Source organism: Peribacillus asahii (assembly GCF_004006295.1).
In the GTDB taxonomy this organism is placed as follows: Bacteria; Bacillota; Bacilli; order Bacillales; family DSM-1321; genus Peribacillus; species Peribacillus asahii_A.
On record NZ_CP026095.1, the window covers coordinates 3671619 to 3691681 of the forward strand.

At 39.3% G+C, this 20063-nt stretch carries 16 protein-coding genes, 1 other RNA gene and 1 other annotated feature; of the genes, 3 read left to right on the forward strand and 14 right to left on the reverse strand.

Annotated features, from left to right (window positions below; genetic code table 11):
• Positions 1 to 110: 110 nt before the first annotated feature.
• The 4 genes from ssrS to BAOM_RS24630 form a co-directional block, all read right to left on the reverse strand.
• Positions 111 to 295, reverse strand: a non-coding RNA gene (gene ssrS, locus BAOM_RS18115) — 6S RNA.
• A gap of 55 nt (positions 296 to 350) precedes the next feature.
• Entirely contained in the window at positions 351 to 2123 is a 1773-nt protein-coding gene (gene aspS, locus BAOM_RS18120; RefSeq protein WP_127761483.1) for an aspartate--tRNA ligase, read from the reverse strand.
• Positions 2124 to 2135: 12 nt separating this feature from the next.
• Positions 2136 to 3407 carry a histidine--tRNA ligase gene (hisS, locus tag BAOM_RS18125; protein ID WP_127761484.1) on the reverse strand — a complete coding sequence of 424 codons (1272 nt, stop codon included), beginning with the start codon at positions 3405 to 3407 and terminating at the stop codon, positions 2136 to 2138.
• 62 nt (positions 3408 to 3469) lie between these two features.
• Positions 3470 to 3707: a binding site (T-box leader), on the reverse strand.
• Between the two features lie 75 nt (positions 3708 to 3782).
• Entirely contained in the window at positions 3783 to 3953 is a 171-nt protein-coding gene (locus BAOM_RS24630) for a hypothetical protein (protein ID WP_164853281.1), read from the reverse strand.
• Between the two features lie 109 nt (positions 3954 to 4062).
• On the opposite strand from BAOM_RS24630, the gene BAOM_RS18130 reads away from it, so the two are divergent.
• Positions 4063 to 5784: an N-acetylmuramoyl-L-alanine amidase family protein gene (locus BAOM_RS18130; RefSeq protein ID WP_164853282.1), complete on the forward strand. Its 1722-nt coding sequence runs from the start codon at positions 4063 to 4065 to the stop codon at positions 5782 to 5784.
• A 68-nt stretch (positions 5785 to 5852) separates the two neighbouring features.
• On the opposite strand, the gene dtd is transcribed toward BAOM_RS18130, so the two are convergent.
• The 6 genes from dtd to BAOM_RS18160 form a co-directional block, all read right to left on the reverse strand.
• Positions 5853 to 6293: a D-aminoacyl-tRNA deacylase gene (gene dtd / locus BAOM_RS18135; RefSeq protein WP_127761486.1), complete on the reverse strand. Its 441-nt coding sequence runs from the start codon at positions 6291 to 6293 to the stop codon at positions 5853 to 5855.
• A gap of 12 nt (positions 6294 to 6305) precedes the next feature.
• Positions 6306 to 8501: a RelA/SpoT family protein gene (locus BAOM_RS18140; RefSeq protein ID WP_127761487.1), complete on the reverse strand. Its 2196-nt coding sequence runs from the start codon at positions 8499 to 8501 to the stop codon at positions 6306 to 6308.
• A gap of 271 nt (positions 8502 to 8772) precedes the next feature.
• Positions 8773 to 9285, reverse strand: a complete 513-nt coding sequence (locus BAOM_RS18145; RefSeq protein WP_119117469.1) for an adenine phosphoribosyltransferase — start codon at positions 9283 to 9285, stop codon at positions 8773 to 8775.
• Positions 9276 to 11648, reverse strand: a complete 2373-nt coding sequence (gene recJ / locus BAOM_RS18150) for a single-stranded-DNA-specific exonuclease RecJ (protein WP_127761488.1) — start codon at positions 11646 to 11648, stop codon at positions 9276 to 9278. The genes BAOM_RS18145 and recJ overlap by 10 nt, the downstream gene beginning before the upstream one ends.
• A 142-nt stretch (positions 11649 to 11790) precedes the next feature.
• Positions 11791 to 14043 carry a protein translocase subunit SecDF gene (gene secDF / locus BAOM_RS18155; RefSeq protein ID WP_127761489.1) on the reverse strand — a complete coding sequence of 751 codons (2253 nt, stop codon included), beginning with the start codon at positions 14041 to 14043 and terminating at the stop codon, positions 11791 to 11793.
• A gap of 192 nt (positions 14044 to 14235) precedes the next feature.
• Entirely contained in the window at positions 14236 to 14538 is a 303-nt protein-coding gene (locus BAOM_RS18160; RefSeq protein ID WP_127761490.1) for a post-transcriptional regulator, read from the reverse strand.
• A gap of 130 nt (positions 14539 to 14668) precedes the next feature.
• Here BAOM_RS18160 and spoVB point away from each other — a divergent pair, with 130 nt between their 5' ends.
• On the forward strand, positions 14669 to 16234 hold the full coding sequence (spoVB, locus tag BAOM_RS18165; protein ID WP_127761491.1) for a stage V sporulation protein B: 1566 nt from the start codon (positions 14669 to 14671) through the stop codon (positions 16232 to 16234).
• Here the strand turns inward: spoVB and BAOM_RS18170 are convergent.
• A complete protein-coding gene (locus BAOM_RS18170) occupies positions 16231 to 16890 on the reverse strand; it encodes a DUF421 domain-containing protein (protein ID WP_127761492.1) in 660 nt (219 codons plus the stop codon). The genes spoVB and BAOM_RS18170 overlap by 4 nt on opposite strands.
• Before the next feature lie 151 nt (positions 16891 to 17041).
• Between BAOM_RS18170 and BAOM_RS18175 the strand changes: the two genes are divergently transcribed.
• Complete coding sequence (locus BAOM_RS18175; RefSeq protein ID WP_127761493.1) at positions 17042 to 17404, forward strand: TIGR04086 family membrane protein; 363 nt, start codon at positions 17042 to 17044, stop codon at positions 17402 to 17404.
• Positions 17405 to 17440: 36 nt separating this feature from the next.
• On the opposite strand, the gene yajC is transcribed toward BAOM_RS18175, so the two are convergent.
• Genes yajC through queA form a run of 3 tightly spaced genes read right to left on the reverse strand, consistent with a single transcriptional unit; the run spans position 17441 to position 19956 of the window.
• The gene (gene yajC / locus BAOM_RS18180; RefSeq protein ID WP_127761494.1) at positions 17441 to 17722 is read right to left on the reverse strand and encodes a preprotein translocase subunit YajC; all 282 of its coding nucleotides are present in this window, start codon (positions 17720 to 17722) and stop codon (positions 17441 to 17443) included.
• A gap of 33 nt (positions 17723 to 17755) precedes the next feature.
• Positions 17756 to 18895: a tRNA guanosine(34) transglycosylase Tgt gene (gene tgt, locus BAOM_RS18185; RefSeq protein ID WP_119117476.1), complete on the reverse strand. Its 1140-nt coding sequence runs from the start codon at positions 18893 to 18895 to the stop codon at positions 17756 to 17758.
• Between the two features lie 32 nt (positions 18896 to 18927).
• Entirely contained in the window at positions 18928 to 19956 is a 1029-nt protein-coding gene (gene queA / locus BAOM_RS18190; protein WP_127761495.1) for a tRNA preQ1(34) S-adenosylmethionine ribosyltransferase-isomerase QueA, read from the reverse strand.
• Positions 19957 to 20063: the final 107 nt, after the last annotated feature.

Here is a 20063-nt window from a genome sequence, read left to right on the forward strand (position 1 = left end):
CTATATTAACTCGTTTACCTGTTAAATTGATATATTTACCTGCCAATGGCAGTACTTTACCCGTTAAATGCAAAAAACCCTACGTATGTAGGGTTTTACATTCATGATTAAGAGGTCCCAATTATGCCGTTTGTGCCCTTGTTTTGAACCCGCTCTCCGCAGGTGGGTGCTCTGTTCTAAACGATTGTAAGTCCTCTCAAGGAGGCATGTACGCGGCTTAGAAACTTGGGAGCTCCCTTAACTATAAGTGTTCGGTCAAAACTTATAGGTTTGGAAACGTACACATCAGGACTCTCTCTTACTTGGAAATATCATACCATATTGCTTTTGTCTGTTTCAAGCGATATTGGTTATGATTTTTTCGAAGGTGTAATCGCTAAATTCAATTCTTTTAGCTGCGCTGGACTTACCGTACTTGGTGCCGCTGTTAACAGGTCGCTTGCGCTTGCTGTTTTTGGGAACGCAATTGTATCACGTAAGTTTGTACGACCTGCAAGCAGCATCACTAAACGGTCTAAACCAAGAGCAATTCCACCATGTGGAGGTGTTCCGTATTCGAAGGCATCCAATAAGAAACCAAACTGCTCTTTTGCTTCTTCTTCAGAGAAACCAAGTGCTGTGAACATACGCTCTTGAACATCGCGTTCAAAAATACGCAGAGATCCACCGCCAAGTTCATAACCATTCAAGACAATGTCATACGCTTGAGCGCGTACTTCTTGTGGCTGACTTTCTAATTTATCTAAGTCCTCACGGAATGGCATTGTGAATGGATGATGTGCTGCTGTGTAACGTTTTTCATCTTCATTGTACTCAAGAAGCGGCCAATCTGTCACCCAAAGGAAGTTGAATGCAGATTCATCAATTAAGCCGCGTTCTTTCGCAAGCTTCACACGAAGAGCCCCAAGTGTGTCCGCTACAATGCTTTTCTTATCGGCACAGAACATGATAATATCGCCAACTTCAGCTTTCACAGTTTGGATTAACGCTTCTTCAAGTTCACCGAAGAATTTCGCGATTGGTCCTTTTAAACCGTCCTCTTCAACTTTTAACCAAGCAAGACCTTTTGCACCGTAAATTGCTGCAAATTCTGCGTAAGCATCCATTTCTTTACGAGAGTAGTCCGCAGCTCCGCCTTTGACTACGATTGCTTTTACTTGGCCGCCTTTTTCAAGAGCACCTGTAAATACTTTTAAGCTGCTTTGTTTCGCCACTTCAGCAATATCAATAAGTTCCATGCCGAAGCGAGTATCCGGTTTATCTGAACCATAACGATTCATCGCATCATCATATGTGATACGAGGGAATGGAAGTGTCACATCTAAGCCTTTTACTTCTTTCATCACTTTAGCCATCATGTTTTCTGTCATAGACATAATATCTTCTTGGCTCATGAAGCTTGTCTCAATATCGATTTGTGTGAATTCAGGTTGTCTGTCAGCTCGTAAATCTTCATCACGGAAACAACGAGCTACTTGATAGTAACGTTCAAATCCAGATACCATCAATAATTGTTTAAATAATTGCGGTGATTGCGGCAGGGCATAGAATTCCCCTTCATGAACACGGCTCGGTACTAAATAATCACGTGCTCCTTCTGGTGTACTTTTTGTTAAAATTGGTGTTTCAATGTCTAGGAATCCTTCGCTATCTAAATAGTTGCGGATTGCTTTTGTCGCTTTATGGCGCATGTTTAATGTTTCAAACATCGCTGGACGACGTAAATCTAAATAACGATATTTCAAACGAACATCTTCAGATACATCCGTATTTCCATCGATAGCAAATGGAGGAGTTTTCGCTTCGTTAATAATCGTAATATTTTCAACTTGTACTTCAATTGTACCTGTTGCAATATTTGGATTCACCGTTGTTTCATCACGTTTTACAACCGTTCCTTGCACATCAAGAACGTATTCGTTACGAACTTTCTCAGCAATCGCTAAGCTTTCCGCTGATACATCTGGGTTGAACACAATTTGAACAACGCCTGTACGGTCACGCAGATCAATAAAAATTAATCCACCTAAATCACGTCGCTTTTGAGCCCATCCTTTTAATGTTACTTTTTCACCAATTGCTGTTTCTAAAACTTCTCCACAGAAGTATGATCTACCAAACATCTTAGTTCCTCCTTAAGCTTGTAACTTCTTAAATTTTTCAATAAATGTTGCTAAGTCTAATTCAACTTGCTCGCCTGTCGCCATGTTTTTAAGGTTGATTTTGTTATTTGCTAACTCATCATCCCCAAGTACAGCCACATATCTTGCTTCTAGTCGGTCAGCTGATTTAAATTGTGCCTTTACTTTACGGTCTAAATAATCTTTTTCAACAGTAAAGCCCGCATTGCGCAATTGGTAAGCAAGCTTTACCGTATAATCACGTGCAGCATCTCCTAATGAAACAAAATAGCAGTCAATGCCTTGTTCAATAGGAAGCTCAACGTTTTCTGCTTGTAAAGCCGCAATTAAACGTTCAATACTAAGAGCAAAACCAATACCCGGTGTTTCTGGACCGCCTAAACTTTCAGCAAGGCCGTTATAACGCCCGCCTCCAGCTAATGTTGTAATCGCCCCAAATCCTTCCGCTTCACTCATAATCTCAAATGCCGTGTGATTATAATAATCCAAACCACGTACAAGCGTTGGATCTTCCACAAATTCAATCTCTAAATCTGTCAAATGCTGTTTCACCTTATCAAAATACGTACGTGATTCTTCATTTAAATAATCAATAATCGACGGAGCCGTTTTCATTAACTCATGATCATGATCTTTTTTACAATCTAAAATGCGAAGCGGGTTCTTTTGCAAGCGATTTTGACAATCGCCGCAAAACTCACCAATGCGCGGTTCAAAATGATTAATTAACGCATTGCGGTGAGCGATTCGACTTTCGCTATCACCTAAACTATTAATGACAAGCTTTAGTTTTTTCAACCCTAACTCTTGATAAAGGTTCATCGCTAATGCCAGCACTTCTGCATCGATAGCTGGGTCTTTGCTGCCCAAAGCTTCAATTCCGAATTGAACAAATTGACGGAAGCGACCCGCTTGTGGACGCTCATAACGAAACATTTGTCCAATATAATAAAGCTTAACTGGTTGTGTTGGATGACCAAACATTTTATTTTCAATATACGACCGAACAACAGATGCCGTTCCTTCTGGACGCAGCGTTAAGTCCCTTCCACCACGATCTTGGAACGTATACATTTCCTTTTGCACGATGTCTGTTGTATCACCTACACCGCGTAAAAAAAGTTCCGTATGCTCGAAAATCGGTGTGCGAATTTCTTTATATTGATAGCGACGACAAAGCTCGCGCGCTGTATTCTCAATGTATTGCCAGATCTCCGTTTGGCCCGGCAGTAAATCCTGCGTACCTCGTGGAATTTGAATACCCATTGCGTTCCCTCCATTCTTATTTGCCCATACAAAAAACTCTCGTCCCCTGTAACTCAATCGCTACAAGGGACGAGAGTTGAATATCCCGTGGTGCCACCCTAGTTGAAGCACGTAATAAGTGCCTCCCTCTTTTAAGCAGTTAACGCCTGCCTACGTTCATCTCCTACTAAAGAATGCTTGTTCAGAGTGAAGCCTACAGAGTGTTCTTTCATTAAGGCATCATGTGGAATGCTCTCAGCCTAAGGCATTTCCTCTCTTTTCATGTGTATCTTAACTACTTTTCTCCATCATTGGTTGTTGCAGTAATATGTATGATATTCTATAATCATACGGACGTTGTCTTCAAATGTCAAGACTCGCTCGACAAATTTCGCTTTACCGTAAATGCTTTTTTAGATTTTTAATTGTCCGAACGTTCACGCCAAATTCAGTCGCTAATTCAATTAAATTAGTGCTTTGCTCTTTTTGAATAAAATCGTGAAAGTCGACTCCTGTTAATTGATTGGCACCAGTTAAACTCGTTTGCCCTTTCTCACTAAATTTCATAAACGAACCCCCTCCTCATTTAGTTATAGTATTTCCTATTAGAGGGTTTTTTAAATATTGAAATGTTACATATAAACAAAATTTTATCTAAGAGGAGGCATTGAGCTCATTGAAACAAAAAGGGATCATACTTACTCTCGCTTTACTTATCATATTCATTGCTTTTCCACATGCATACGCCTTTAGCGAGCAGCAAAAAGTTACTGCAACATCCAACAGCGTCAATGTGCGCAATGGAGCAGGACTTAGCTTTCCTGTCATCAGTCAATTAACAAAAGGGGAAGAATACGTTGTTATAAAAGAAGAAGACGATTGGATTCAAATTAAATTATCAGCAGCCAAAACAGGCTGGGTTGCCAATTGGCTTGTAGAAAAAACTGAAGCAGTGAACCAGACAACGGAGCAAGGTACCATCATTGGAGACTCTGTTCGCATTCGTACTGGACCTGGAACATCCTTTCAAACGATTGGTTCACTATCTCACGGTACAGCTGTCAACATCACCATAACAGACAACGAGAATTGGCTCGAAATCAAAACCGATCATGTACAAGGCTGGGTAGCTAAGCAATATGTTCAGCTTTCTGCCATCAAGCAACCTGAAAAAGCAAAAGAAGCGAAAACAAAAACAAAAGAACTATATACAGGCTTAGTAAACGTTGATCAATTAAATGTACGCTTACAACCATCTACGAGCGGAGCAGTTTTAGGCAAATTAGCGAAAAATAGCGAAGTGACTGTTTATCAGGAAGAAGGCAATTGGGTGCAAATTAACTTCCAAAATTATAAAGGCTGGGTTTTAAAGCAATATATTCAAACAAAAGATGCAGCATCCAGCCGGGCAACCGCAAAAGTATTAGCACCAAATTTAGCCGTTCATAAAGAGGCCTCGCTAACGAGCAGCATATTAGGTGAAGTCAAAAAAAATGAAAGTTATCCTATTATAAAAGAAAAAGGATACCTAACACAAATTCAGCTTAATTCGAAAAAAAAAGGGTGGGTAGCTAACTGGTTTTTAGAAAAAGAAGAACAGCCAGCACTCTCTTCCGAAAAAAAGAAAGCAACGAACGGCACAATTTCCATTATGTACGATGATACATTGATTCGAGAAAAACCAACTGCAAATTCAACCATCCTTAAACAAACAAAAGAAGGAGATACCTTCTCGGTTACAGGTCTTGAAGACGATTGGTATAAAGTAAAATGGAAGAGCGGAAAAACAGGCTATGTAGCGGGCTGGATGGTAAGCATCGATGGCCAGCACGAACAAGTTACCCGCCCTGGTGTAGAAAAATATTTAAAAGATAAGGTCATTATTATTGACCCTGGTCATGGTGGACGTGACGGCGGAACGATTGGCCTGCGAGGCACACTTGAAAAGCATTTAACAAGTCGCACAGCCAAGTTGCTATACGACAAGCTGCATGCAGCTGGAGCCGATGTCATCTTAACAAGAAGTACGGATACATATGTACCGCTTCCCTCTCGCGTAAGCATCTCTCATATTCATAATGCAGACGCTTTTATTAGCCTGCATTATGATAGTACGGTAAATCTCGCAACGAGTGGAATCACGACCTATTATTATCATGGATATCAACAAGCTTTAGCCTCATCCATTAGTTACTCGCTCGCCTCGGCCTTACAAGTTGAAAACCGCGGGCATCGCCTTGGAAATTATCACGTACTAAGGGAAAATAAACGAGCAGCAGCACTAGTCGAACTCGGCTATTTAAGTAACCCTGCTGATGAGTTAATTGTCACAACAAATGACTATCAAGAAAATGTCACATCGGCAATCTACAACGGACTTGCTCGATATTTCAAATAAGGCTATGTTACTAGATATAATGAATCTACTATTAAACAACAAAAAAATCCCTGATAGGGATTTTTTTGTTACTTACTTTCTAATATTAGGGTGACAGGCCCATCATTTGTAAGCTGAACATCCATCATTGCACCGAATTGCCCGGTTTCGGTACGGACGCCTCGCTTACGAATTTCCTCATTAAATCGTTCATACAACACCTCGGCCTCTTCCGGACGTGCTGCATCCATAAAGTTTGGACGACGACCTTTGCGACAATCACCATATAGCGTAAATTGAGAGACAGAAAGAATAGAGCCACCAACATCAAGAACCGAGTGATTCATTTTTCCATTCTCATCTTCAAAAATTCGTAAATTCACAATTTTTTCAGCTAAATAAGCAGCGTCTTCTGCTGTATCACCATGAGTGACACCCACTAGCAAAACAAGACCGCTTTCAATTTCACCAATTGTTTCTCCAGCTACTACTACTTTAGCCGCCTTTGATCGTTGCAATACTACACGCATGAATAAAACTCCTTAATTCATCATCCTTCTTACAGAATAGACATCTGGAATTTGCTTAATCCGTTCGACGACTTTCTGTAAGTGAGCCAGATTAAAAATATAAATGGACATATGAATCGTCGCTACTTTATTACGATCTGATTTTCCTGAAACAGCCGAAATATTTGTTTTCGTTTCATTTACCGCTTGTAATACTTCATTCAACAAGCCGCGACGATCATAACCGCTAATTTCAATTTCCACTGTATATTCTTTTCGATCATTCGCAATACTTTCCCATTCAACCGGAATAAGGCGATTTTCATCTTCGCTTACATCTAGGTTTGTACAGTCTTTTCGATGAACTGAAACACCGCGCCCTTTTGTAATATAACCAACAATTTCATCACCCGGCACCGGGTTACAACAACGAGAAACACGAATTAATAAATTATCAATTCCTGGTACACGTACACCCGATTCACGCTTTTTACTCATTGGGAACGATTTTAATTCAGAAACCGCATTTTTAATATCCGGTTCTTGTTCACGTTCCTTTTGTTTGCGTAATTTTTCCGTTAAGCGATTAGCTACTTGTAGAGCGGTTATACCATTATAGCCGACAGCAGCAAACAGATCATCTACATTAATAATATTAAACTTCTCAGCTACTCTCTTTAAATTATCCTGCGTAAGAATTTCTTTTGTATCAAATTCCATCGCCTTAATCTCTTTTTCAACAAGCTCTTTTCCTTTTTCGATATTTTCCTCGCGGCGTTGCTTTTTGAAAAAGGCTCGAATTTTATTCTTCGCTTGTGAAGTTTGCGTTAGTTTTAACCAGTCTTGACTTGGGCCATACGAATGCTTAGATGTTAAAATTTCAATAATATCGCCCGTTTTTAATTTATAGTCTAGCGGAACCATTTTCCCATTTACTTTTGCACCGATTGTTTTGTTACCAATCTCCGAGTGAATTCGGTAAGCAAAGTCAATTGGATTCGAACCAGCCGGCAGTTCAATTACGTCACCCTTTGGAGTAAAAACGAACACCATGTCCGAAAATAAGTCAATTTTCAGCGATTCCATAAATTCCTCAGCATTTGTAGCATCATCTTGAAATTCAAGAATTTCACGGAACCATGTAAGCTTATCCTCAAGTGATGGCTGATCGCTTGCATCTTTTCCTTCTTTATACGCCCAGTGAGCTGCAACACCAAATTCAGCAATTCGATGCATATCACTCGTCCGAATTTGGACTTCTAGCGGATCACCTTTTGGTCCAATCACCGTCGTATGCAAAGATTGATACATATTTGGCTTCGGCATAGCGATATAATCTTTGAAGCGCCCCGGCATTGGTTTCCAACATGTATGAATAATCCCAAGTACGGCATAGCAATCTTTAATGCTGTTGACAACAACACGAACTGCCAACAAATCATAAATTTCACTAAATTGCTTATTTTGCATCACCATTTTACGATAAATACTATAAATATGTTTTGGCCTTCCTGAAATATCTGCCTTAATGTTCACAGCACCAACATTATCCCGAACTTCATTAATAACCTCTTGAAGATACTGCTCACGCTCAGCACGCTTTCGCTTCATTAAATTAACAATTCGATAATATTGCTGTGGATTTAAGTAGCGAAGCGCTGTGTCCTCAAGCTCCCATCTAATCGTACTAATTCCAAGTCGATGAGCAAGCGGAGCAAAAATTTCTAAGGTTTCATTCGAAATTCTACGCTGTTTTTCTTGCGGCAAGTGCTTCAATGTCCGCATATTATGCAAGCGATCCGCAAGCTTAATTAAAATAACACGAATATCTTGAGCCATAGCAACAAACATTTTGCGATGGTTTTCTGCTTGTTGTTCTTGCTGAGATTTATATTTAATTTTTCCGAGTTTTGTTACACCATCAACGAGCATCGCAACTTCAGCACTGAAATGTTCCTCAAGGTCCTTCAGCGTCACCTCGGTATCTTCCACAACATCGTGCAAAAATCCCGCTGCAATCGTCGCTGGATCCATTTCAAGATCGGCTAGAATTCCAGCTACTTGAATCGGATGAATAATATAAGGCTCACCCGATTTACGATATTGCTCACGATGAGCATGCTCAGCATATTTGTATGCTTTATAAACAAATTCAGCTTCTTCGGGCTGAAGATACCGGCTCGCTATTTCGACAACCTGCTCGGCAGTCAATATTTGATCATTAGCCATGAAATCACCTTAACCCCACTTTAACTGCCACCGGTATCTTACTGTCTCTATTTATACTAATACACCGGATTGAGTATAATTAATCATATCTATTAGACTTTATTCAAAACACGACAATTTTTGCAGAAAAAAAACATTATTGTTACTATTATCGAAAAAAAAAGGGAGGATGTAAAGAGAATTCCTTGTATTTTCTTAATAACTGGCCATTTTTTATTAAGCAGCCTTGTAAAAAAGAGCATTCTATTTCAAGAATGCTCTTTCTTCATTATTAATATGTCATTAATGTTAAGACATCGTAGCCGTTTAGTTTATCTCTACCATCTAAATCGCTTAACTCAATTAAAAAGGCAATCCCTGCAACTACTCCGCCTAATTCTTCCACAAGTTTAATTGTTGCTTCGATTGTGCCTCCTGTTGCCAGCAAGTCATCGGTAATTAACACACGCTGTCCCGGCTTAATCGCATCTTTATGAATCGTTAGTACATCTTTCCCATACTCTAATCCATACTCGACTTTCACAGTTTCTCGTGGAAGCTTCCCTTCTTTACGTACCGGTGCAAAGCCAACCTCTAATGCATAAGCAACTGGGCAGCCAATAATGAAGCCACGTGCTTCCGGTCCAACGACTAAATCAATCTTTTTATCACGTGCATATTCTACAATCTGATCTGTTGCATATTTATAGGCTTGACCATTATCCATTAACGTCGTGATATCTTTAAAAATAATTCCTTTTTTCGGCCAATCTGGCACAATTGTTACAAATTGCTTTAAATCCATTGCTTTGTTTCCTCCTCAAGGTCTATTACCTCTTGAATTAATTCTTGATTGAACCAATCGAATAATTGCTGATAGGAAGAATAAACAAGCTCTTTTTCAAGCTCAAATTGCTCTTTCTTTCGTTGATACGATATTGAATCAGTTAGTTCGCGTTTTTTCGCATTGGTTTTAAGCATAATTAATCCATTATCTATTGTAACAAAATCTAATTCAAAAAACACCTTAGAAATAAAATCAATTGTATTTCGAGACCAACCACGGTATGCCGCAAGGTCATCTCCATATCTTCCTAAATCGAGCGGCCCTTTTTTCGCTAAAAATGCATAAAACCATTTAAAATGGTCCCGAGTTGGCATCGTACTTAAGAAATGATCTTGTTGATGAAAAAAGTGAACATAAATCCGCTCTGGTTGTTGATTACGAATGATTTTCTGTAAAATCTCGCGAGACATTGGCAGGTCCATCAATACTAAATAGCTATTAATTCCTTCTATCCTCTCTACATCCTGCTCCGTTTGAATCAACATCACATCTGGATAATCTTGCAAAAACGGATACTGTTTCATCGTCTCTGCCGAAAAAACAATGATTTTTCGCTTCGTTGGCAAAATCTCCGTTAACCACTTTTCCACTTGCCCTTTACCACGATAATCAAATAGCTGCCAATGATCAACAGCGACATCTTTCACAAAAATTTGCGGCTTTTTCATATTATTCCATTCATTAATAGAAAGTTCTCCAATAACGGACACTTTGGCATGCGGAGCAATATGATCAGCATAATGTCCTAAGCCAAATCCCACCCCATCAAGCTGCTTATCTTCCTCTGCAAACTGGAACTTTAAATGATTTTGATTGGCACCGATTTTTCGAATGCCTGCAAGCTGAACAGAATCAAGTAAAACTTTCGGTTTAGGATTGCTGACACCAAATGGAGCTAATAAGCTCATTTCCTCAATTGTTTGAATGGAAGCCTCTTCAATATGTACGGCTCCATCTAAGCTCACTACAGGAATAAAATCTTCCGCTGTTAATTGTTCAGCCGCCAATTGATTTAAACGCATACGCAATTCGGGCACATCATCAATTTGTAACGTCATTCCGGCTGCCATTGGATGACCTCCGAAATGAGGTAATAATTCGCGACAAGTAGATAAATTCCGAAATAAATCAAATCCAGCAATACTGCGTGCTGATCCTTTTGCTAAACCTTTTTCTCGATCATAACTTAGAACGATTGTCGGTCGATAATAACGCTCAACAAGCTTTGAAGCGACAATTCCTACAATACCTGAATTCCATCCCTCTTTCCCAACAATCAGAACCTGATTATTAGCAAGTGGATAATGTTCTTCTACTTCACGAATCGCTTCCTCTACTGCTTCTGCTACAATTGCTTGACGTTCTTTATTGAGCTCATTAATTTCTTCTGAAAGCTCAGCTGCCTCTAACAAATCTTCTGCCATTAATAAATCAACAGCAGGATCTGCAGGACCTAAACGTCCGGCTGCATTTAAACGCGGCGCCAAAGAAAAACCAATCGACTCTTCCGTTAACGAACTTTGCTCAATGTTCGCTACTTTCATTAAAGAAACGAGACCTGGTCTTCTCGTTTGGCGCATCTTTTCAATCCCTTTTGCAGCAATCAAGCGATTTTCCCCAATCAACGGTACTAAATCTGCAATCGTTCCAATCGCAGCAATTTCTAGTAAGTCTTCCGGCAGTTCTCCAAGCAGGGCATGTGCAAGCTTGAATGCTACCCCAACTCCAGCTAATTCTTTGAACGGATAGCTGCTATCTTCTAACTTTGGATGAATGATAGCGAATGCTTCTGGAAGCTCTGGTCCTGGTTCATGATGATCTGTCACAATATAATCCATCCCAAGCTCACGGGCAAGTGCTGCTTCTGCTACGGCAGCAATTCCTGTATCAACGGTAATTAATAGCTGAACGCTTTCACTAGCAGCAAGACGAAAAGCCATCTCATTCGGCCCATATCCTTCTGTAAAACGATTAGGAATATAGAAATCTACGTGAGCGCCTAGTCTTTTTAGCGTTGTCATCATCACCGTTGTCGATGTGACACCATCCGCATCATAATCGCCGAATATGCGAATTTTCTCGCCACGGTGAATCGCCTCTTGTATACGATGAACAGTTTTATCCATATCTTTTAATAGAAATGGGTCATGAAACGTTTGTTTTTTTACATATAAAAAAGATCGAGCAGCTTCGACATCATCTAAGCCTCGATTAACTAATAGCGTTGCTACTAGAGGTGTAATATGAAGCTGTTCCACTAGTGCAGTAATTTTATTTGAATCAGCGGCTTGTACATTCCACCGCGTTTTTGGCTTTAACATGAATTCACCCCTCAATCTATTCATTATACAAAAAAGAGAGGAGCAGTTTCAATTTTAATTTCACACTCAAAAAGAACGCCTCTTATCTGCCAATTCCATAAAAAAAGAGACTGACATATTGCCAGTCTCTCCATTCAAAAGCTTATACTTGTCCTTCTAAGCTTTCTCTTTTCACTTTTTCTGTTTTCAATGTACCTTTTTGCTTTAATTCCTTCGCTTTCAAATCTAACCAGAATTGAGAAGCAATGCATAGAGAAGAGTACACGCCACAAATCATACCAATGAATAAGGCAATCGAGAAGTTGCGAATTGATTCGCTACCAAAAATCATTAAAGCGATAATCGTTACAAGAACCGTTAATACCGTGTTAATCGATCTTGTTAAGGTTTGACGAATACTAATATTCGCGATTTCCTCAAGTTCTTCCACTGTTTTAATTTTCTTCTTCTTACGCAAGTTTTCACGAATTCGGTCAAAGGTAACAATTGTATCATTAATCGAATACCCGATAATTGTTAAAATCGCGGCAATAAACGTAATATCTACTTCTAATCGCAGAACACTGAAAATCGTAATGATGAAAAAGGCGTCATGTATTAAAGCCACAACAGCTGGTACTCCCATTCTCCACTCAAATCGTACAGCAACATATAAAATGATTCCAAGTGAGGCAATGGCCACAGCAATTAGCGCATTTTTCGCTAATTCTTTACCAACTGTTGGTGAAACGGTACTAACATTTGGCTCCACACCAAAGTCTTTACTGAAATGATCTTTTAGTTCAGCAATTTCCTCTTTATCTAGAACACCGATTACACGAACGACACCAATTTCTTGATTCGTACCGGCAAAATTAATATCCTTCACTTCAATGTCCAGCTTACTCATTTCTGTTTTAATTTGTTCTGCCGTTAACGGCTTTTCAGCACCAATTTCAATACGTGTTCCACTTGTAAAATCAATACCAAGATTTAAATTGAACACAAACAAGAAAATAATCCCGATAATTGTGACTGCTGTAGAAATGCCGTAAAACACTTTTCGAGGTTTGACAAAGTCAATACGATCAAAAGGTGTACGCAGATCAACTAAATCAAGTTTTTCCGATAACTGATGAATGTTTTTCTTTCTGACCCCAAACCAGCCCGGATGCTTATCAAAGATGCCGCTTTTTACCCATAAGCCTAAGAAAAGACGTGTACCGTAAACAGCAGTGATGAAACTCATTAGAATCGAAATAATTAACGTTGTAGCAAACCCTTTAACTGAACTTTGCCCAATAAGGAACAAAACAGCTGCTGCAAGCAATGTTGTTAAGTTGGCATCCAAAATCGTTGCCAAAGAGTTTTTATTCCCTTCTGCAACGGCTGCTTTCACGGAACGACCTAGTTTTAATTCATCTTTAATTCGCTCGTAGCTAATAATATTCGCATCTACAGCCATCCCAACTCCGAGCACCAATGCTGCAATTCCCGGAAGCGTTAAGACCGCGTTCATCCAATCAAACACAAGCAGTGTTAAGTAGATATAGATCGATAATGTCACAATTGCGATAAAGCCTGGGAAGCGATAGTAGAATAGCATGAATAAGAAAATCAACGCAATCCCGATAATACCAGCGTAAATAGTTTTGTTAAGCGCTTCTTCCCCAAACTGTGCGCCTACAGACGTTGAGTATACTTCTTTTAAATCAACAGGAAGAGCACCTGCATTTAATAAATTCGCTAATTCCTTTGCTTCTTCTACTGTAAATTGACCTGTTATGTATACTGTATTCGTATTAAATACTTCACTTACTTGTGGTGCAGAAATCATATTATCTTGTGATTCTATTTTCGCAAATGAATCTTTGCCTTCTTCAAAGTCTAGCCAAATCGCTAAGACATTTGTTCCTGGTTCCATTTGTGAAATCTTTTGTGTAATTTCTTTAAATTTGTTGGAATCTTTTAACGTAATTTCGACAACTGGTTTATTATCTTGGAACGTTTGTTTAGCACCGCCTTCTTTTAAGTCGGCACCTGTCATCATTTCCTTATCGTTGAAATCACGGAATGATAGTTTAGCTTGAGTCGATAAAATTTTACGGGCGTTATTTTGATCCGTTACACCAGCTAATTGAACGCGGATGCGATCCTTGCCTTCAATTTGAATATTCGGCTCACTAACCCCAAGTACGTTGATACGTCTTTCAAGCGCACCTTGTGTACTTGTCAATATAGACTCCGTAACTTCCCCGCCATCAAGTGTTTTTACTTCATAAAGTACTTCAAAACCACCTTGAAGGTCTAGTCCCAATTTAATATTATCGAGAATACCCTTGGATGTTGTGCCCATTGCTGAAAAAATCACAATAGCAATGAGGAAAAACGCCACAATCCTGCTTCTTTTTACCATTATATAGTAGGCCCCTTTCTATAATATGCCTATGACCTTGATGTTATATTGCTCATTCGAATCGCATTCGAAAGAAGTGCCTGTGTTACCGCAAACTTTACCTTTTACCAGAAAAATGCATAACCATAAGTATTATGATTCAAATTCAACCAACTGTCAATTTTTTCGAAGAGCCGCTCTTCTATATGCACTTTAGTCACGTAACAAATCTTTCAATTCCTCTGATGACAAAGGTTCAAAAAGGCTCGGTGCTTTATAAGCAGCAATCATTTGAAACGTCATAAATTGACTGCTTGAAAGAGCTAAAATATCGGCGACAATTTCATGAATACGAACCGTTTCTTGTGGACGCTTCCATGTTTTGTCTGTTAAGTAACTCCAAATGTCCTCTTCAGTCACCGCATGTAATCCGAGCATCCTAAACTCTTCCCGCTTGCTTTTTAAAGCTGGCTTTACCTTAATGTAATATCGTTGATAAGGATGATTCTGTGTCATCGCTTTTCCCCCATCGAAGAAAGATTATTTGTATCTAACGCAAACACTTTTGTCATGCTTTGTCCAAGTCACTGCATATAGTTAATTGTATAATATGACAGCTTGTTTGAGAAGGCAGGGATTGTAAGCAATGTCAAAATTCTTAAAAGGAACATTAATTTTAATCGCAGCTAGCTTAATCACGAGGGTACTCGGATTTATTAACCGAATTGTTATCGCCCGCTTTATCGGGGAAGAAGGGGTCGGGTTATATATGATGGCACTCCCGACATTATTTCTTGTTATTGCGATTACTCAATTCGGACTTCCAGTTGCCATTTCTAAATTTGTTGCTGAAGCACATGCACGGGGTGATGAGCGAAAAGTAAAAAAAATTCTTGTCGTTTCCCTCGCCTGTACTTTTTCGTTATCCATGATTTTCACACCACTGTTAATTATACTGGCTCCTATACTTTCTGAAACTTTATTTACAGATCAACGTACGATTTGGCCTTTACTAGCAATTTCCCCTGTCGTACCAATTATTGCGATTTCTTCTGTTCTGCGCGGTTATTTTCAAGGCAAACAAAATATGAAACCATTTGCCCTTTCTCAACTGATTGAACAAATAGTACGAATCACCTTTATTGCAGTCTTAACGAAAACCTTTTTACCTTATGGCATTGAATATGCGGCGGCAGGAGCCATGCTAGCATCCATTATTGGAGAGCTCGCCTCCCTTCTTTACTTACTGCGTGCCTTTAAATTGAAAAAACACTTTAAATTACGTAAAGGCTTTTTTAAGATGGCTCACTCAGGCAAAGACACGTTTACCGAATTAATGGGCATCGCCGTTCCGACAACGGGCAGTCGAATGATCGGTTCTTTTGCTTGGTTTTTAGAACCGATTGTAGTCGCTCAAAGTTTAGCGATTGCGGGTGTAGCTACAACTGTCGCTACTAAGCAATACGGGGAGTTAACTGGATACGCCTTGCCCTTATTAATGCTTCCTTCCTTCATTACATCGTCCCTTGCTACATCACTTGTTCCAGCGGTAAGTGAAGCAAAGTCAATTGGAAATATGAAATTAATTGAACATCGATTGCAACAAACATTAAATATTACCTTCAGCACGGGTTGTTTAGCCGTTATTGCTCTTTATGTGTTTGCTGACCCGCTTTTAGAGCTGATGTACGGCTCCTCAAACGCTGCGGTTTTTATTAAATTTCTCGCACCTTTTTTTGTTATGTTCTATTTTCAAATTCCTTTACAAGCCATGCTTCAAGCATTGAATTTAGCGCGAGCAGCGATGATTAATAGTTTGATTGGCGCCATCGTTAAAATTGTAGTGATCTTCTTATTAGCGACAAAAGAGAATTTTGGCATTATGGGAGCAGCCATGGGGATTGCTGTCGGAACAGTGCTCGTGACTTTTTTGCATTTCTCAACGGTCTTAAAAGTCGTACCGTTCACCATTCATGTTCGCAGCTATTGTTCTGCTCTGCTCATTGGCCTCATCTCGGGTGCCAGCGGTTATTATATGTTCCATTATCTTTTAACCAATTTCTCTATTAGTACCCGATTACTAAGTTCACTGACTATTCTTCTGATCACGTATATTGTACTGATGCTTGCTACTGGTAACATTAAAAAGAGTGACCTAAAGCGCATTCCGCGAATTGGACATTTTCTAGCCCGTTTTGCATGGCGCCCTTAACTGTCACTTTGATCAATATACAGCGTTCCGTTCTTATAGCTACATAGGGATATTTTCTTTATATCTTCATAGCCCCGTTTCTTTAATTGCTGACGAAGCCAAAACTGATTTTGCCCAATGTGTTTGAGGCTATCCTCCTGTACTTCGCCATCCATAATTAGGGGAAATGCAGTCTCCTTATGTTGGGAAACTGCCTTGTTATCTCGTTGAATAACAGACAGCTTACCTGTTGTTTCTAAAATGGCGAACTGAACCTCGTTGATATCAATAATGCCTTTTTCACGAAGCTGCGTCAGTAAATCATCAAAATTATAGCGTTGCTGGCGCATTGCTTTTTCATCAATCTTCCCATTGTTAATAATAATACTAGGACTACCGTCTAGTACTTTACGAAACTTCGAGCTTTTCAATGACATATATGAAAATAAGAGTTGAATAACGAGTAAAATAAGCATAGGAAAAAGAATTTCTAGAAAAGGTTTTTCCTGTCTTTCAGCAGCAATAACAGCAATGTCCCCTAGCATGATAAAAACGACTAAATCTAAAATACTTAATTCACCAATTTCACGCTTACCCATTAAACGAAAAATAATTAAAATAAGCAAATAACTGATGACTGTTCTTAAACCAATCGTGGCATACAACTCCACATACATCCACTCCCTTGCTCATTAAATGATCATTCGTTATTAGAATGTGCAAGAATTGGGAAAATATTTTTCCATTTTTTAATCGTTTGGTCTAGGCAAGGGTTTCTGCGAATATGCTTGTACTAAAAAGGGGGGAACGACAATCGAAACAAAAAGAATGAGCTTCGCCATCCTATACGGTGTTAGCACCATTTTTGTTTTAGCGATAATTGCCAGTCTTATCTTCTCTACATTGCTTCGCTTCACAGCATTAACAGAATCGTCCATAAGTCTCGTTGTAATGATTGTCACATTTTTATCGATTTTCATTGGAGGCTTTGTATCAGGAGGTAAAGGACGAAAGCAAGGAATCCTACTCGGTGGAGGCACCGGAATTGTCTACTTAGCGATTATTTTATTATTTCAATATTTAGGACACGATTCATTATTTTCTGTAAAGCAATGGGTTTCTTATGGATGCTTCATTGTGACGGCTACAATGGGAGGAATACTTGGAGTAAATATAAGTAAAGGAGAATAAAGAAACCGAGCGGGAATCCGCTCGGTTTCTTTATTCTTAAGCTTCTACCTTCTCAGGCGCACTTTCAACGACTTCGCGAATAGCTTGTCTGTCAAAAGTTAATTTTGTACCGTCTGGTGATTTAATAACCAGTTTCAATTCATCAATTGAATCGACTGCTCCATGTAAGCCGCCAATCGTCACAACTTTGTCGCCTTTTTTCAAGCTGTTCTGCATTTGTTGAACTTTGTTTTGGCGCTTCTTTTGTGGACGAATAAGCAAAAAATAGAACAATACAAACATAATAAGTAATGGTGCTAATTGTACTAAACTGTCCATATGTAATCTCCTTTCTACGTAATATGTATGGAATTAGAAGTTTTTCGCATTCGGTTTATTAAAACCATATTGTTCAAAAAACTCTTCCCTAAAGTCTCCAAGACGATCTTCTCTAATAGCTTGTCTGACCTGCTCCATTAAGTTTAACAGAAAATGAAGATTATGATAAGTCGTAAGTCGAATTCCAAACGTTTCGTCACACTTAATTAAATGACGGATATAAGCACGACTGTAGTTTTGACAAACATGACAAGTACAGTTTTCATCGAGCGGACCAAAATCACGAGCGTATTTCGCATTTTTTACAACAAGTCGACCATTACTTGTCATCAGTGTTCCATTACGTGCAATACGTGTTGGAAGAACACAATCAAACATATCAACTCCGCGAATTGCGCCATCAATTAAGGAATCAGGAGAACCTACGCCCATTAAATAGCGCGGTTTATCCGCTGGTAATAATGGTGTTGTAAACTCAAGAACGCGATTCATAATGTCTTTTGGTTCACCAACCGATAGACCACCAATCGCATAGCCTGGGAAGTCTAAAGATATTAAATCTTGAGCACTTTGCTTACGAAGATGCTCATATTCGCCACCTTGAACAATACCAAATAAACCTTGATCTTGCGGACGCTCATGTGCTTTTAAGCAGCGCTCAGCCCAACGCGATGTACGCTCAACCGATTTTTTCATATACTCTTCTGTTGCAGGGAATGGCGGACATTCATCAAACGCCATCATAATATCAGAGCCCAGCGCATTTTGAATCTCCATCGCTTTTTCAGGGGACAAAAATAATTTATCACCATTCAAATGATTTCGAAAATGAACGCCTTCCTCTTCAATCTTACGAAAATCGCTTAAGCTAAACACTTGAAAGCCACCCGAATCTGTTAAAATCGGACGATCCCAATTCATAAATTGATGTAAGCCGCCTGCTTCTTTCACAATATCATGACCTGGACGTAACCACAAATGATATGTATTGCTTAAGATAATGCCTGCCCCCATTTGTTTTAATTCCTCAGGTGACATCGTTTTTACAGTAGCCATCGTTCCAACCGGCATAAATGCTGGTGTCTCAAAAGAACCATGAGGTGTATGAACAATTCCAAGCCTTGCCCCTGTTTGTTTACATGTTTTAATATGTTCGTATCGTATTGCTGTCAACTCATATAACTCCTTTCAAGAGCCATTCACTCTTATTTAATAAACATTGCATCTCCAAAACTAAAGAACCTGTATTTTTCTTCCACAGCTAGATTATAAGCATGAAGCACGTTCTCTCGACCAGCGAGCGCACTAATCAGCATAATTAACGTAGATTTAGGCAGATGGAAATTGGTAATCATTGCGTCAATTCCCTTAAATTCATAGCCAGGATAAATAAAAATACTTGTCCAACCACTTTCTTCTTTAAACACACCATTATGACGAGAAGCAATCGTTTCCAGTGTTCTCGTTGAAGTGGTTCCAACCGTAATAATGCGTCCGCCATTCGCTTTCACTTCATTTAACAAATGAGCCGTATCCGCTGTCATTTGATAAAATTCTGAGTGCATATCATGATCATCAATATCCTCGACATTTACCGGACGAAATGTACCCAGGCCAACATGAAGCGTAATAAAGGCAATATGAACGCCCATCTCCTTCACCTTCGCTAACAGCTCTTTCGTAAAATGAAGTCCGGCTGTTGGCGCTGCTGCTGAACCGCGTTCTCGTGCATATACCGTCTGATAACGGTCTTGGTCATCCAGCTGTTCTTTAATATAAGGAGGTAATGGCATTTCCCCTAATTCCTCAAGCACTTCATAAAAAATCCCGTCATACTGAAATCGTAACATGCGTCCACCGTGCTCAAGTACACCTGTACAAACAGCCTTTAATTTCCCATCTCCAAAGAAAATCGTTGAGCCTTCTTTAATTCGTTTCGCTGGTTTCACAAGCGTTTCCCATTCATCATCTTGCTGCTGTTTTAATAACAGCACCTCTATATTAGCACCCGTATCTTCCTTGCTTCCATGCAGGCGCGCAGGCAGCACCTTTGTATCATTTAATACTAAGCAGTCGCCTGGTTGCAGATACTCTGTAATATGTTTGAATACATCGTGCTGTATGTCTCCCGTTTCTTTATCTAACACCATCAGTCTGCTTGCTTCCCTATTTTCCAATGGGACTTGAGCAATCAATTCCTCCGGCAAATGAAAATCAAATAAATCTAATTTCACTTCTTCCACTTCCTCATAAGTTCAATCTTGAAGTATCTTTCATACTTAGGCTATGTTAATTCATTATGTTAATTCATGCGCTTTTTTTGGACTGTTCATATGGAATC

What these genes read in the sequence shown, in the direction of transcription:
- secDF (WP_127761489.1), bottom strand. Translation starts at nt 14,043, where the DNA reads ATGGTAAAAAGAAGCAGGATTGTGGCGTTTTTCCTCATTGCTATTGTG.
- aspS (WP_127761483.1), bottom strand. Translation starts at nt 2,123, where the DNA reads ATGTTTGGTAGATCATACTTCTGTGGAGAAGTTTTAGAAACAGCAATT.
- BAOM_RS24630 (WP_164853281.1), bottom strand. Translation starts at nt 3,953, where the DNA reads ATGAAATTTAGTGAGAAAGGGCAAACGAGTTTAACTGGTGCCAATCAA.
- BAOM_RS18145 (WP_119117469.1), bottom strand. Translation starts at nt 9,285, where the DNA reads ATGGATTTAAAGCAATTTGTAACAATTGTGCCAGATTGGCCGAAAAAA.
- BAOM_RS18175 (WP_127761493.1), top strand. Translation starts at nt 17,042, where the DNA reads ATGAGCTTCGCCATCCTATACGGTGTTAGCACCATTTTTGTTTTAGCG.
- spoVB (WP_127761491.1), top strand. Translation starts at nt 14,669, where the DNA reads ATGTCAAAATTCTTAAAAGGAACATTAATTTTAATCGCAGCTAGCTTA.
- yajC (WP_127761494.1), bottom strand. Translation starts at nt 17,722, where the DNA reads ATGGACAGTTTAGTACAATTAGCACCATTACTTATTATGTTTGTATTG.
- BAOM_RS18170 (WP_127761492.1), bottom strand. Translation starts at nt 16,890, where the DNA reads ATGTATGTGGAGTTGTATGCCACGATTGGTTTAAGAACAGTCATCAGT.
- recJ (WP_127761488.1), bottom strand. Translation starts at nt 11,648, where the DNA reads ATGTTAAAGCCAAAAACGCGGTGGAATGTACAAGCCGCTGATTCAAAT.
- BAOM_RS18140 (WP_127761487.1), bottom strand. Translation starts at nt 8,501, where the DNA reads ATGGCTAATGATCAAATATTGACTGCCGAGCAGGTTGTCGAAATAGCG.
- dtd (WP_127761486.1), bottom strand. Translation starts at nt 6,293, where the DNA reads ATGCGTGTAGTATTGCAACGATCAAAGGCGGCTAAAGTAGTAGTAGCT.
- hisS (WP_127761484.1), bottom strand. Translation starts at nt 3,407, where the DNA reads ATGGGTATTCAAATTCCACGAGGTACGCAGGATTTACTGCCGGGCCAA.
- BAOM_RS18160 (WP_127761490.1), bottom strand. Translation starts at nt 14,538, where the DNA reads ATGACACAGAATCATCCTTATCAACGATATTACATTAAGGTAAAGCCA.